Here is a 14,420-nt window from a genome sequence, read left to right as displayed (position 1 = left end):
TTTCTCTCTTTGCTGCTTACACGTACTTAATCAGTGAAAACCGCATATGCCCGGTGATTGTAGCGGGATCTGCTTCTGCAGATCCTCCAGTTGCTGTTGAACGGCGGAACAGCCCTGCAGGTTACCCAGCATGCCTTGAATAATGGCCTTGCGGGGGTGGGGCATGAGAATTTCGCCTTCCAGAATGGCTAACGATTCCAGGCCGTCATCTATGCTCTGCAGGTCCATGTCCTTGGCCGAATTCAGCAGCTCTTTCATTTCTTTGATCAGCTGCAGGGGATTTCGTTGAAGGCTGCTGCCATCATGATTCTCTATCCAGCTGTCCAGAACGATAGGAGCGATCAGAGGGACAGGATGTCCGGCGAGAAGACCGGCAACCACAATATCCAGAAGGTCCACAAGATGATCGGCAAGTCGCGGAATGGAAACTGCGGACTCGTGGTTGAAAAGAACCCAGATGTAGGAATGGAGGATTCCATGCCCCAGCAAGAATAACTCTCCTGTATAAGGAATGATCTCCTTACCGTACATAATCTCCAGCTTGTCCCGGGACCAGTTCAGCAGGGGTCCGTTGATTTTGCGCAGCCATTCAGGCGCATCGGGCATGCCTTTTCCGGCCAGCTCCTGAATTTGCCGCTGAAAAAATTCCCTCAGCTCATACACATGATGAAGCAGAATTTCAATCTGGTTGCGCAGCTTCGCGCGGGGAGGTCTTGAGCTCTCCTCCTCCTGCTGCAGAGGGTCGTGGATCATACGGAAGCAATATATATAAATGCTGCGTTCCAGCTCCTCCTTGGATTTGAACACCAGGTAGAGACTGCCTTTGGATATCCCGCATAATTCTGCAATCTCCTGCATCGAGGTGGAGGATGAACCTTTCACAGCGAATAGCTGCATGGCTGTTTTAATAATTTGTTCCTTTTTCATAGCATTTTTATTGGCTGACAAGGATGTTGGCTCCTTTCTGACCAGTGAGTTCTGTAATTGACTATTGGGTCAAACCGATTATAGTATATATATTAAGCCAATACAAATGTAGCTACGCAGGAGGCAGTCAAGTGGTTACAGTATTGTTGTAATTTCTGTTTTGCAATCGATTCCTGTAGGAAGAAAGGTTTTCTTCATGTAATATATAAATGTGTCATTTTAGTGATGAAAGGCAGAAAGAGAAGGTAGGTTATCTATGAGAAGAGGATTGCAGGCTTTAGTCATTATTGCAGCATTAGTGGCATATTATTATTTTGGCTTCGGCGTATTTGGCAATACTGCCGGGACAATTATGGGTGTTCTCTCTACGCTCACCGTCGTCTCCATCGGTCTTGGCATTTTTATGGAGAACCGTAATCCCTCCACGACGATGTCCTGGATTCTGCTGCTCGCGCTGATTCCGGTGCTGGGACTCGTCTTCTATGTACTGTTTGGGCAAAATGTGTTCAAACGGCGTAAATATGATAAAAAGGCTCAACGTGACCTAATGGCCTATGAACGGATTGAGAATGATGGCCTTCGTATGCACCAGGACTGGTCCATCTTTGATCCCAACCGCCAAAAGCTGCTGGGATTATCACAGAGGCTGGCGCGGACACCTGTTTCATTCAACTCCGAGACCCGCATTCTGACCAATGGTGAAGAGACCTTCGGCACACTGCTGCTGGAGCTGCGGCAGGCACAGCACCATATTCATATGGAATATTACATTTTTCGGGCGGACCATATCGGGACGCGGATTCAGCAGATTCTGATTGAGAAAGCCCGTGCGGGCGTAACCGTCAGATTTATGTATGACGCGGTGGGAAGTATTCAGCTGTCCCGTGCCTTTCTTAAGGAATTAAGCGATGCCGGAGTTCAGGTAGCGTCTTACGGCAATTCTACGTCCTTTTTTTCCAGCCGGGTCAACTACCGGAACCACCGTAAAATCGTGGTGATTGACGGAGATGTCGGCTTCATGGGCGGATTGAATGTGGGTGACGAATACCTCAGCCGCAGCAAGACATATGGTTTCTGGCGTGATACCCATATGTTGATTAGGGGCGAAGCGGTGCGGACGATGCAGATTATTTTTCTGCAGGACTGGATGCATACGACGGGCGAAAAAATACTGGAGCAGGATTACCTCTCCCCGCAGCTGCGGTTCACGACGGGGGACGGGGCGGTGCAGATTATCGCCAGCGGACCGGATAACGAGCGGCGTGCCCTCAAAAATATTTTCTTTTCCATGATCACTTCGGCGGAAAAATCAGTATGGATCGCCAGCCCCTACTTTATTCCGGATGAGGATATCTTAACGGCACTGCGGGTGGCGGCGATGTCCGGGCTGGATGTGCGGCTGCTGTTCCCGGCCAAACCGGACAAGTGGATTCCCTTTCTGGCCTCCCACTCCTATTTCCCGGCGCTGCTGGAATCGGGCGTGAAGATTTATGAATATGAGAAGGGCTTCATTCACTCCAAGCTGCTGATTACCGACGGTCAAATTGCAACGATTGGAACAGCAAATATGGACATGCGCAGCTTCCATCTCAACTTCGAGGTCAATGCGCTGCTGCTGCAGACGGAAAGTGTCTCCCGTATCGTGGCGGATTTCGAACGCGACCTGCTGTCCACCAGTCAGATTGTGCATGAGACCTTCATGAACAAACGGCTGCTGGAGCGGCTGCTGGAATCGGCGGCAAGACTGATGTCCCCGCTGCTGTAAGTCTGGCTTAAGCGGGCTAACGCAGATGGCTAAGCAATCGGCCAGTCCAATATATAACCTGAAAAGACCGCCGGACAAGGCTGCGTACAGCTGTCCGGCGGTCTTTGGTATGGAATCAGGGAGTGTGATGCTTCTTCAGGACTTAAAAAGTAGTGAACCCCAGGTTTTTCTGCATACGGAACAGGATATATTTGATCCAGGTCACATCACTTTGGTACTCTTCAAGCGGCAGACTGTACTGTGCATCCTCGTTGCTCCACAGCCGGTTGAAGTAGCTCTCCATTTCGGCATACAGCGGTTGTTCCTTCGTCAAGCCGACCCACAGATTATTTTCCAGATTAATGTCATCCAGGTTGCGGGCTGTAAAATTGGTTGAGCCACCGAGGACTACTGACTGGCCGCTGGCTTTGGCAATGAACATCAGCTTGGTATGGTATTGTTCTGTGCCTGTATTGTACCAGCGGATGGCAATTTTTCCGCCGGTGCGCTTGTTCAGATCCATGGCCACCGGACGGTTGGGGATACCGATTTTATCGCGTCCGAAGGCGTTCTGGTTCGGGTCCATCAGGAGCCGGATGTCTGCCCCCCGTGCGGATGCCTTCACCAGTTCGTCCAGAATCCTGTCATCGGCCAGATAGAACATGCCCATCCAGAGCGTGTCGCCCTTGCCGGTGGAACGGATGCCTTCGAGTGCGTATTTATAGATTTTGCTTTCGGTTAAGTAACGCACCTCCAGTGGTCCGCCGGGCTTCACAGCACCCTGTCGGGAGAATACGGGCATCTTGCTGAGGATCGGCCCCGCTTCAGACAGATCGGCTGCCGCCTGCTCGCTTTTCAGGATATCGGAGATGATGGGCCCCTGCACTTCCAATGCAATGTTGGAATGATAGGCACTGGCATCATGTACATTACCCGATGAGATCAGTGCGGTCTTCTCGCTGACTACCACTTTGCGGTGATTGGCTTTTACATTCAGCAGTTTCAGATAGGAGCGGGCCGTGATATCGGGTCCTCCGCTTGCCATCAGGTTGGGAATCCACCCTGTACCGGACTGGCCAAACCATTGAATGAAGGTCCGCCATACGGCTGAGTAGGCAGGGGTCGAATCACGCAGCGGATCAACATCAGTCAGGATGATCTTGATTCCGGCGGCTCTCATCTCTTCCAGCAGTGGATTCGGGGCAGATCCGTAATTGGTATTGACCTCATCCGTGATGAAGACGATCTCCATATCGGGGTGGGCCGCCTGCTGTGTGACGAGTTTATCGGCCAGCTCCTGGCTTACTGCAGGAAAGTGCTGATCTTTATGGGTGTAATGATTGAACAGGAACAGATCAATCACCAAAAACTGCCTTGATTCTTCTATGATCTGCAGGATGCGGGGCAAGATCTGATCTTCGTGCTGCTCACGCCCGCTCTTGTCCGGATAGGTAAGGTCATGCCAGAAAGACACCTTGTCGACTTGGTACACAGGACTTTCGAAAGATATTCCTGCAGGAAGCGGCTTGTGGGTCTGATATATCATCACCCCCGCCAGCCAAAAAATAAGGAGTCCAAGCATCCACCAAATCCATTTGTGTCGGCGGTGGCGGGGGGACCGCTTGTGATGAAGCGGAGGGGAATTCCGGTTATTGGCATTGTTGTTATCCGTTGGCCCGGACGGAGCGGTAGAGTGGTCTGGATTCATGGGTTCCTCCTGATGTGCTGCTGAATAAGCTTGTTATTAAGTATGCTCCGGCATAGTATTCAACTATTTACACCCGGAGCATTAAATTGAAGCAGATCTAATGCCTGATGCAAGGTTGCTACCGTGATTTATGAACATAGATGTGCTTTACGGATATGCGTTGCGGATATGCTATAATGGAACGTGCTGGTAAGCGCTCAACATTATGATGCTGAAAATCTCTTGCGGGAGGCAGTACCTCCCTGCATATCATAGATCGTTAGGAACGGGGGATGTCAGCATGAACCAGATGCCGCAGGATGAATTATCATACAACGTAGGCAAGAAACCCGGCACAGCCCCGCAAGCTGCAAAACCTGACGGACATCAGTCTCTGCTGCCTTCATCCACAACGGGGGAACGCAAGATTGAACATGTGAGACTCTGCTTGAACGAGGAAGTTGGAGGCAGCGGCATTACATCTGGCTTCGAGCATTACCGCTTCCGCCACAATGCGCTCCCTGAGATGAATTATGATGATATATCACTGCGGACAGTCTTTCTGGAACGGGAGCTGCGTACTCCGCTGCTGATCAGCTCCATGACCGGCGGAAGCAGTTCTACAGGCGCTATTAATGCCAGGCTGGCCGAGGCAGCCGAGCGCCGGGGTTGGGCGCTCGGGGTCGGTTCCATCCGGGCGGCCGTGGAACGGTCCGAGCTTGCCTCCACCTTCCAAGTCCGTGATAGAGCTCCAGGGATTCCTGTCATCGCCAACATCGGAGCGGTGCAGCTGTCCTACGGCTTTGGCGTGGATGAATGCCGCCGTGCTGTAGAGATAGCCGGTGCAGATTGGCTGGTGCTGCATCTGAACGGGATTCAGGAGGTCTTTCAGCCTGAGGGCAACACCGGATTTGCCTCCTTGCTGTCGCGGATTGAGCAGGTATCCCGGGCACTTGATATCCCTATCGGAGTCAAGGAGGTCGGTTGGGGAATTGATGGCGAAACGGCTTCCCGGCTGTATGATGCCGGTGTTGCCTTTGTCGATGTAGCGGGAGCTGGTGGAACATCATGGAGTCAGGTGGAGAAGTTCCGCAGCAGTGATCCGGTACGGCGGGCCGCTGCAGAGGCCTTCGCGGATTGGGGGATTCCCACTGCCGAATGCATTGCGGAGGTAAGAGCGGCATCGAAGCACGGTGCGCTGATCGGCAGCGGCGGGCTGAGACATGGCGTGGATGCAGCGAAAGCACTTGCGCTTGGGGCCGATCTTGCCGGCTTCGGTCGGAATCTGCTCGGTCCGGCAGTGGAATCCGAGGAGGCGCTGGACCATGCGCTGGCTCAGGTAGAGTTGGAGCTGCGGACCGCGATGTTCGGAATCGGTGCGCCTGATCTGGCTGCACTTCGCAATACTCCCCGCCTAATAAAGCATTGAAGCGATTAGAGAATACGGAACAAGGAAGGGCGCAAAACGATGATCAAACTGATTCAAATGGACGAAACCACATTTCAATTTTTCCTGAGCCAATCTACACGGGATTATGCAGAAGATAAAATAAAAGCCGGATCATGGGATACCGAGACTGCCATGCGGCTGTCCCAGGACGAGATGAACAAATCCCTGCCCGAAGGGCTCAACACCGAGGGGGCTTATATCTTTTCCATAGTAGAGACAGAGTCGGATGCCCAGGCCGGGTATATCTGGTTCAACGTGATCGAGGGACGCAGCGGGCGTGAGGCCTTTATTTATGATTTTTATGTTTTCGAACCGTTCCAGGGAAAAGGCTACGGCAAGCAGACGCTGCTTGCGCTTGATGAGGAAGCCCGTAAGCTGGACGTAACCAAAATCGGCCTGCATGTATTCGGGCAGAACAACCGTGCTTTCGAGCTGTACAAAAAAATGGGTTTTCTCATCACGGATATCACCATGTCGAAAGATCTCTAGAATAACTGGCCATGCTGGCAGGGAAGAGACCTCGGGGAGAGGTCTTTTTGGCGTTTTTATACATTAAGGTGGGGGTGGAGCTGATCACTATAAGCAGGCAGCTGCCCTTTAACGGACACATCCACCGGAGATCCGCTGTTGCTGGCGGTTTTGTTCTAATATATAATGGTTGAGATCAAGCCCCGGAAATTATGCGGTGATCAATCCAACCGAAAATAGGAGTTGTCATATAAATGGCTTTGAAAGCAGGTATCGTAGGACTTCCGAACGTAGGGAAATCCACATTGTTCAATGCAATTACACAAGCGGGAGCAGAATCCGCCAACTATCCGTTCTGTACCATTGACCCGAACGTAGGTGTCGTGGAAGTGCCAGATGAGCGTTTGGATAAGCTGACAGAGCTGGTGCAGCCGAATAAGACGGTTCCCACGGCTTTTGAATTTGTGGATATTGCCGGTCTGGTGCGCGGTGCGAGCAAAGGCGAAGGCCTCGGCAACAAGTTCCTGGCCCACATTCGTGAAGTGGATGCGATCGTTCATGTCGTGCGCTGCTTCGTGGATGAGAACGTTACCCATGTTGATGGCAAAGTGAACCCGATCAGCGACATCCAGACGATTAACCTGGAGCTGATTCTGGCTGACCTGGAGAGTATCGAGAAACGGATCGAACGCTCCCGCAAAAACATCAAGGGCGGCGACAAGAAATACGCCCAGGAAGTTGAAGTTCTGGAGCGCGTCAAAGAAGCGCTCTATCAAGACCAACCTGCGCGCAGCGTGGAATTATCCGATGACGAGCGTCTGATCGTGCGTGATCTTCACCTGCTCACCCTGAAGCCGGTACTGTATGCGGCCAATGTAGGCGAAGATGAAGTTGCCAGTGCTGAAGAGAACCCTTACGTTCAGCAGGTACGCGAGTTTGCTGTTGCCGAGAATGCCGAAGTAGTACCGATCAGCGCCAAAGTGGAAGCGGAGATTGCCGAGCTGGAAGGCGAAGACAAGGCAATGTTCCTGGAAGAGCTGGGCCTGCAGGAATCCGGGCTGAACCGCCTGATCAAAGCAGCCTACAAACTTCTCGGACTCTACACTTACTTCACTGCAGGTGTGCAGGAGGTTCGTGCCTGGACGATCCGCAAGGGAACCAAAGCACCGGGTGCCGCAGGGGTCATTCATACAGACTTTGAACGCGGATTTATCCGTGCGGAGGTTGTAGCATACGCTGATCTGCTTGCTGCCGGTTCGATGAACGGTGCCAAGGAACGCGGACAGCTGCGTCTGGAAGGCAAAGAGTATCTGGTACAGGACGGCGATGTCATGCATTTCCGTTTCAACGTATAGGCAAGCTAATCAAGTTATAGCAGCAGGAGGAAGTCATCCGGGCAGGGTTCTACTGGCGGATGGCTTTTTTTGCATAAGACCGTAGTAAGTCAACCTGTGTGAATAACATTTCTGCTGTTTTTACATAATAAGGAGCGGATTTCTCGGGCTGCAAAAATATACGTGACCTGGTGTGCGGCACTGTAGCCAATTGGCAGGTTCGGTGGTATAATATAAAGTCGTATATCTATTTTTATTGTATCAACAATTTAAAGTTTTAATATTGAATATGAAATTGAATCAGGAGAGGTGAATTCCCTTGTTGGACCGATTGCAATCCCTGGCGGACCGCTATGAGAAACTCAGTGAACTGCTTTGTGACCCGGATGTTGCAAGCGACAGTAAGAAACTGAGGGACTATTCCAAAGAACAATCCGATTTGCAGCCCGCCTTTGAGGCGTATGCCGAATATAAAAATGTAATGGAAGAGCTTGAAGCCGCTAAGATGATGCAGGGCGAAAAGCTTGATGATGAAATGAAGGAAATGGTCAAGATGGAGATTGACGACCTTTCCTCGCGCCAGGTTGTCCTGGAGGAGAAAATCCGCCTCCTGTTACTGCCGAAGGATCCTAATGACGACAAGAACGTGATTGTGGAAATCCGCGGCGCAGCCGGTGGGGACGAGGCGGCATTGTTCGCATCTGATCTGTACCGGATGTACACCCGCTATGCCGATACCCAAGGCTGGCGCATTGAACTGATGGATGTCAATACGAATGACCTCGGCGGATTCAAGGAGGTTATCTTCCTGATTAATGGACGTGGCGCCTACAGCAAAATGAAATTCGAAAGCGGCGCACACCGTGTTCAGCGTATTCCGGCCACGGAATCAGGCGGACGTATTCATACCTCGACTTCTACGGTATCGGTGATGCCTGAGGCGGAAGAATTCGAAATTGAAATTCACGATAAGGATATTCGCGTCGATACCTTTTGTTCCAGTGGTGCAGGCGGCCAGTCGGTTAATACCACCAAGTCAGCCGTTCGCGTAACCCACATCCCTACGGGGATAATGGCTACCTGTCAGGATGGAAAATCCCAGAACTCCAACAAGGAGAAGGCATTGCAGGTCCTGCGCGCCCGGATCTCGGATATGAAACGCCAGGAAGAGGAAGCAAAGTATGCCGGAGAACGCAAGAGCAAGGTCGGCACCGGTGACCGCAGTGAGCGGATTCGTACGTATAACTTCCCGCAGAGCCGTGTAACCGATCACCGTATCGGCCTTACGCTGCACCGCCTGGAGCAGGTTATGAACGGAGATATTACAGAAATTATCTCGGCGCTGTCAATTGCCGAGCAAGCGGAATTGATGGAAAAAGGAGAATAATGCTTTGAAACACGACGCTTATGTCATGCTTAACGTGCAAAGCATCCGGGAAGCCTTTGCGGAGGCTTCTTCTTTTTTGGACCAAGCCGGGTGTAATGAGCCGCAGCGCAGCAGCCAGCTGCTGCTGGAGCATGTGCTGGGCTTGTCCGGAGCGGCCTATTATATGGCTCTGGCTGACCCGTTTCCGCTTGCGGCGCGTGAGACCTGGGAAGCCGCAGTCACCCGCCGCGCGGCCGGTGAGCCGGTGCAGTATATCATCGGCGAGCAGGAGTTTTACGGGCGGGCATTTGAGGTGACGCCCGACGTGCTGATTCCCCGGCCCGAGACGGAGCTGCTCGTCGAGGCGATTCTGAAGTACGGCGCGGAGCTATGGCCGGACGGCCTTGTGACTGCGCCGGGCGGAGTGGCGCCGGACGTTGCGGTTGCGGGTGAAGTGGCGCGGGACAGTGTGGTTGCGGTTGAAGTGGCGCGGGACGTTGCGGCTGCGGTTGAAGTGGCGCGGGATGGTGCGGATGAGGTTGAAATAGCGCGGGGCAGTGCTGCGGCAGCGGGCGGTGTGGCTGCGGGTAAAGTGGCGCGGGACAGTGCATCGGCTGCGGGTGAAGCAGCCGATGGCGGAGCAGAGGCGGGCAGCTTGGCAGCCCGCCGGGAGAGCGGCGCGGCAGGTGCGCGCGCGCCGCGTCCGCTGACCGCCGTCGATATCGGCGCCGGCAGCGGAGCGATCTCCGTCACGCTGGCGGCGGAAGCGCCGGCGTGGCGGGTCTGCGCCGGCGACATCTCGCCCGGCGCGCTGGCCGTGGCCGGGCGCAATGCGCAGCGGCACGGCACGGCACTAGACCTGCGGCTCGGCGACCTGCTCGAGCCGTTTGCGGGGATGGAGACGGATATTCTCGTCTCCAACCCGCCGTATATTCCCGGCGCGGACATCGTCGGGCTGCAGCGCGAGGTGCGCGACCATGAGCCGCGCACCGCTCTGGATGGCGGCGACGACGGGCTGGACCCGTACCGCCGCATGATGGAACAGCTGGCGCTGCTTCCGGCGCCACCGCGCCTGGTCGGCTTCGAGCTCGGCCAGGGTCAGGCCGGGCAAGTGGCCGGCCTGCTGCGGGCGGCAGGCCACTGGAACGAGATCATCACGATCGATGATCTCGCGGGCATCCCCCGCCATGTGCTGGGGATAGCGCGCTAGAACGGCCAAGTGCTATTTGCTGCTGGTGATTGCCCTTCACACGGTCAATCACCGCGCCGTACAAGGCTGCTAAGGAAGGCTGGACAAGCCGGAGACAAGACATCTCCTGTAGTTTATCTTCTGTTTGTAAGAATAGAACTTTAAGAGTATTAACTGCTGATAGTGAAGTGGAATTTCTCCACTTATCCAGCAGGTATCCCTCTCAAGGCGACAGTTAGTGGGAATTCCTCCACTTATTTTGGATGAATCAAGGCTATTCACTCTAAATATCCAGATTAATTCTACTTATTCCCACTAATGACGTTACGGAAGCCGATTACCGCTGATTTAGTTTTACTTTTTCCACTATATAGAGTGAACTTAAGAATCTTACCTTGCAAATCGGTGAATCCCCGGGATAAAAAAGGGAGGGCCGTGCCGCTGCAGCTAAATGTAGCTTATATATACTATTAAGTGCGGTGAAAGTAAGGCATTCGTGTTACCTGTTACCAGATATGTTACGTTCTAATATGAACTAACTCTATGGGTTGGGCGGACATCCGTTCAGTGGAGCAGAACGATCCTCGTGTAAAATTGTATTTTTGCTGCCCCTTCCTTTACAATAGAATGGACGGGCCTTCGGTGCAGACAGGAATTCAGAAGACCCAGTACGGAGTAAGGAGACAGAATATGCTTCAGAAGATTAAAAAGATCGACGGTGTCATTGTAATCATTCTATTGCTGCTGATGGTCGTCAGCATTTTTTCCATATACAGCGTCACGCATGGGCGGGATAAGCTGGATGGGGCACATCTCCGGATGATCAAGTTCTATGTACTGGGCATCATCGCTTTTATCGGCCTGACTTTTGTGGATTATCGTTTGCTCGTGAAATATGCACTCTATGTGTATATCGCGGGAATAGGGATTCTGGTGCTGGTCAGCTTCATCGGCAAGGAGCAGAACGGAGCCCAGGGCTGGATTAAGCTCGGAGGGTTCAGCCTTCAGCCGGCGGAGCTCTTTAAGCTGATTTTGATTCTCTTTCTGGCGGCCATGCTTGTACGTAAGCGCAAAAACAAGCTGCTGTTCTGGCGGGATGTCGTTCCGTTGGGACTGCTCACCATACTGCCGTTCCTGATCGTCATCAGCCAGAATGACCTGGGTAATGCCCTTTCCTATATCATCATCCTGATTGGCCTGCTATGGATCGGCAATATCAAGTTCACCCATGCGCTGATCGGATTGCTGGTGATAGGCGGGACGGCAGCCGGGGGGATTATAAGCTACATTCACTACCATGATGAAATCAAGAATTTCCTTACCGATATCGGACGCTCCCACTGGGTGGAGCGCTTTGACCCGTGGCTGGTCCCTAATGAAGCGACTGCCAAAGCAAGCTACCATACCAAAAATGCCAAGCTGGCCATCGCCTCAGGAGGCATGAGTGGTGAGGGGTACATGAAGGGCAGCTCCGTGCAGACGGACCGGGTGCCTTACACCTATTCCGATTCCATTTTTGTGCAGATTGCTGAGGAATTCGGCTTCGTTGGCTCGGCGCTGGTACTGCTGCTCTATTTCATACTGATTCACCGGATGATTCTGATAGCACTGGAGTGCAAGGACCGGGGCGGGCCCTTCCTGATTGTAGGCATTGTAGCCATGATGCTGTACCAGATCTTCGAGAATATTGGTGCTTTTATCGGCTTGATGCCGCTGACCGGTATTACTCTGCCGTTCATTAGCTACGGGGGAACCTCACTGATGATCAATATGGCCAGCATCGGCCTGGTCATGAGTGTCCGCCTGCATGGTCAGGAAGTGGAAGAGGATCTGCCGAATCCGTCTTTATATGCCTCTCCTGCGAAGCAGGGATAGCTGTTTGAAAGATATACATGAAACCGCTGAAGCCCATCTGATGACGGGCTCCGGCGGTTTTTTATATTGCAGTGATGGTCTTGATGCCACACCAGGGATTGTATGGACGGCTTCTAAAAATTGTATTTGTATTGCAGCATGCTTTAAAATGGAAATTAACGGGTTTCTTCTGAATGAGTGCTCCAGCGGGAAACCGATTCCATGTACAGTTAGGGGCTAGCTCCATGCTGCAGAGGTTCAAAAAGATCGATGGTGTCATCGTCGTTGTTCTGCTTATGCTGATGGTCGTCAGTATTTTATCGATATATAGTGTCACGCACGGACGAGATGACGACGGGCTGCACATTCAGATGCTGAAGTGGTACGGGCTGGGCTTTGTTGTGTTCTTCGGATTGTCCCTGTTTGATTATCGTCTTCTGGTCAAATATGCACATTATATCTATATGCTGGGCGTAGTGATTCTGGTGGTGGTCAGCCTTTTTGGGACGGTAAAGTACGGTGCACGGGGCTGGCTGGAGGTAGGGGGATTAAGTGTTCAGCCGGCGGAGCTGTTCAAGCTGATTCTAATCCTCGCGCTGGCTGCACTGCTGGTCCGCAAAAATAAAAATGAGCTTCAGTTCTGGCGGGATGTCGTGCCGCTCAGTATGATTGCGCTGCTGCCGTTTGTGATCGTCATCAGCCAGAACGACCTGGGCAACGCGCTAAGCTATATGGTCATCCTGCTCGGTCTGCTGTGGATTGGCCGGATTAAATGGTCTCATGCGCTGATTGGACTGATTGTTGGGGGCGTTGCGGTGGGAGGGTTTATTTTCAGCTACATTAACTATCATGAGCAGATGACCCATTTCCTCAGTGATACTATTGGCCGCAAGCACTTTGTGGCCCGCTTCGACCCCTGGCTGGTGCCAGAGCTGGCAAGCAGCGACGACAGCTATCAGACGCGCAATGCCAAAATAGCCATTGCCTCAGGCGGGCTCAGCGGGGAAGGCTATATGAAGGGCGGTTCGGTACAGTCTGGTAAAATACCAGTGTTGTATACTGATGCGATCTTTGCCCAGATTGCCGAGGAGTTCGGTTTCGTGGGAGCGGCACTGCTATTGCTGCTGTTTTTTATTCTCATCCACCGGATGATTCTGATCGCTCTGGAATGCAGAGACCGCGCCGGACCTTATCTGATCATCGGGATTGTAGCCATGCTGCTGTATCAGATTCTTGAGAACATCGGCGCGTACATCGGCCTAATGCCGCTAACCGGAATAACGCTGCCGTTCATCAGCTATGGCGGGACCTCTGTATTAATTAATATGGCCAGTATGGGCATTGCGATGAGTGTGCTGCTGTATGGCCAGGATGTAGAGGAAGACCTGCCAGCGCCGGTAGTACATTTCTGAAACCTGTATAATTCATAGATTGATAGGTTTGCAGACTCTCCTTCCCGGGCATACTGGGGACATAAGCGTTTTTGAGGGAGAGGGGCTGCTGGAGATGGAACGGAACAAGACTGGAAAACAGGATTCGCTACGGGTAACTTTTAAGTATACTGCCATTTTAATTTGTTTTTTTATGGTTCTTATGATGGCCTGGGAAGGACAAAAAACCGATGCGGCTGTAGCGGAGATGTCCATTCCGCAGGATTCGATCCGGCTGCGCATTCTGGCGAATTCGGATGCGGCGGGTGATCAGCTCGTCAAACGCCAGATCCGCGACAGTGTAGTCGACCAGATGAACCAGTGGGTGGCTCTGCTGGAAGATCCGCAGAGTCTGGAACAGGCCCGGACGCTGATCCGGAGCCATTTGCCGGAACTGAATGCATTGGTGGCTCGGGAGCTGAATAAGCGGGGGATAGAATATGGCTATAACGTAGAGCTGGGTGTCGTCCCGTTTCCGACCAAAATGTACGGCGGCAAGGTCTATCCGGCCGGAGAGTATGAAGCGGTGCGCATCACGCTGGGCGCCGGCAAGGGACAGAACTGGTGGTGCGTGCTGTTTCCGCCGCTGTGCTTCATCGATGCAGGGTCCGGGGATGCAGCGGCACCTGCCGCGGCCAAAGCTAAGACCGCCTCGGCCGCAGCAGCTGGAGAGGGAGCCAAAGTGAAGACAGCGGATCAAGGGGCGGTAACCACAGCTTCTGTGAATACAGCGGTATCCGCTGCAAGCGGGGAAGCGGAAACGCCGAAGGTGCGGTTCTTCTTCTGGGAGCTGCTGGAGAAGTTATGGAGCTGGATCAGCGGATTATTCAGCTGAGATTATATGAATCTATAACGGCCTATGTTACGATATAATGTGAACTGAATCAGATTTCCTGCGGCGCCACCTGGTGGGGCCGCTTTTGTTGAACTTATAAGAGTTTATATATAAGGCTTTACATGCTGAGGCTATA

At 52.7% G+C, this 14,420-nt stretch carries 11 protein-coding genes; 9 read left to right on the top strand and 2 right to left on the bottom strand.

Features of this window, described 5'->3' with window-relative positions; genetic code table 11:
* Positions 1–30 precede the first annotated feature (30 nt).
* On the bottom strand, positions 31–948 hold the full coding sequence (locus tag A3844_RS15615) for a TetR/AcrR family transcriptional regulator (RefSeq protein ID WP_083606872.1): 918 nt from the start codon (positions 946–948) through the stop codon (positions 31–33).
* Positions 949–1,183: 235 nt separating this feature from the next.
* Between A3844_RS15615 and cls the strand changes: the two genes are divergently transcribed.
* Positions 1,184–2,692, top strand: a complete 1,509-nt coding sequence (gene cls / locus A3844_RS15610) for a cardiolipin synthase (RefSeq protein ID WP_074087342.1) — start codon at positions 1,184–1,186, stop codon at positions 2,690–2,692.
* A 142-nt stretch (positions 2,693–2,834) separates the two neighbouring features.
* Here cls and A3844_RS15605 read toward each other — a convergent pair whose 3' ends face one another.
* Positions 2,835–4,379, bottom strand: coding sequence for a phospholipase D family protein (locus tag A3844_RS15605; RefSeq protein WP_208619436.1), 1,545 nt, complete (start codon positions 4,377–4,379; stop codon positions 2,835–2,837).
* A gap of 280 nt (positions 4,380–4,659) precedes the next feature.
* Here A3844_RS15605 and fni point away from each other — a divergent pair, with 280 nt between their 5' ends.
* The 8 genes from fni to spoIIR all read left to right on the top strand — a co-directional run bounded on the left by fni (position 4,660) and on the right by spoIIR (position 14,284).
* Positions 4,660–5,787, top strand: coding sequence for a type 2 isopentenyl-diphosphate Delta-isomerase (fni, locus tag A3844_RS15600; RefSeq protein ID WP_083606871.1), 1,128 nt, complete (start codon positions 4,660–4,662; stop codon positions 5,785–5,787).
* 39 nt (positions 5,788–5,826) lie between these two features.
* Positions 5,827–6,297 carry a GNAT family N-acetyltransferase gene (locus tag A3844_RS15595; protein WP_244169783.1) on the top strand — a complete coding sequence of 157 codons (471 nt, stop codon included), beginning with the start codon at positions 5,827–5,829 and terminating at the stop codon, positions 6,295–6,297.
* Between the two features lie 233 nt (positions 6,298–6,530).
* A complete protein-coding gene (gene ychF, locus A3844_RS15590; RefSeq protein WP_074087341.1) occupies positions 6,531–7,631 on the top strand; it encodes a redox-regulated ATPase YchF in 1,101 nt (366 codons plus the stop codon).
* 298 nt (positions 7,632–7,929) lie between these two features.
* Entirely contained in the window at positions 7,930–8,997 is a 1,068-nt protein-coding gene (gene prfA / locus A3844_RS15585) for a peptide chain release factor 1 (protein WP_074087340.1), read from the top strand.
* A gap of 4 nt (positions 8,998–9,001) precedes the next feature.
* The gene (locus tag A3844_RS15580; protein WP_074107853.1) at positions 9,002–10,186 is read left to right on the top strand and encodes a N5-glutamine methyltransferase family protein; all 1,185 of its coding nucleotides are present in this window, start codon (positions 9,002–9,004) and stop codon (positions 10,184–10,186) included.
* 669 nt (positions 10,187–10,855) lie between these two features.
* Positions 10,856–12,040, top strand: coding sequence for an FtsW/RodA/SpoVE family cell cycle protein (locus A3844_RS15575; RefSeq protein WP_074101961.1), 1,185 nt, complete (start codon positions 10,856–10,858; stop codon positions 12,038–12,040).
* Between the two features lie 224 nt (positions 12,041–12,264).
* On the top strand, positions 12,265–13,431 hold the full coding sequence (locus tag A3844_RS15570) for an FtsW/RodA/SpoVE family cell cycle protein (protein WP_074107852.1): 1,167 nt from the start codon (positions 12,265–12,267) through the stop codon (positions 13,429–13,431).
* A 94-nt stretch (positions 13,432–13,525) separates the two neighbouring features.
* On the top strand, positions 13,526–14,284 hold the full coding sequence (gene spoIIR, locus A3844_RS15565) for a stage II sporulation protein R (RefSeq protein ID WP_074107851.1): 759 nt from the start codon (positions 13,526–13,528) through the stop codon (positions 14,282–14,284).
* Positions 14,285–14,420 lie beyond the last annotated feature (136 nt).

Origin of the sequence: Paenibacillus helianthi, from assembly GCF_001909055.1 — a bacterium.
GTDB lineage: Bacteria > Bacillota > Bacilli > Paenibacillales > Paenibacillaceae > Paenibacillus_AQ > Paenibacillus_AQ helianthi.
The sequence above is the reverse complement of the archived record's forward strand: the minus strand, read 5'-3'. Positions and strand labels throughout refer to the sequence as shown.